Source organism: Escherichia sp. MOD1-EC5990, assembly GCF_002965285.1.
Classification (GTDB): domain Bacteria; phylum Pseudomonadota; class Gammaproteobacteria; order Enterobacterales; family Enterobacteriaceae; genus Escherichia; species Escherichia coli_F.
Genome location: NZ_PTRV01000093.1, coordinates 1 through 320, shown reverse-complemented (window position 1 = coordinate 320; position 320 = coordinate 1). Strand labels below are relative to the sequence as shown.

The 320-nt window shown below is 60.9% G+C and carries 1 protein-coding gene; it reads left to right on the top strand.

What is annotated here, in order from left to right; translation table 11 throughout:
• A partial coding sequence (locus BEB42_RS26040) for an RHS repeat domain-containing protein (RefSeq protein WP_236942422.1) occupies window positions 1-320 on the top strand: 320 nt, incomplete at both ends.

The window sequence follows — 320 nt, the reverse complement described above, 5'->3', positions numbered from 1 at the left end:
GGAGGCCACCGGCTGAAACAGGCCGGAAACACGCAGTATGACTATGACGCCGCAGGCCGGATGGTCAGCCGCACCAGACACCGTGACGGCTACCGCCCGGAAACAGAGCGGTTCCGGTGGGACAGCCGGGACCAGCTGACGGGGTACGTCAGCGCACAGGGTGAGCAGTGGGAATACCGCTATGACGGCAGCGGCAGACGGACAGAGAAACGCTGCAACCAAAAAGCCCTCCGCATCACATATCTGTGGGACGGCGACAGTATTGCGGAAATGCGGGAATACCGGGATGATAAACTGTACAGCGTACGGCACCTGGTGTT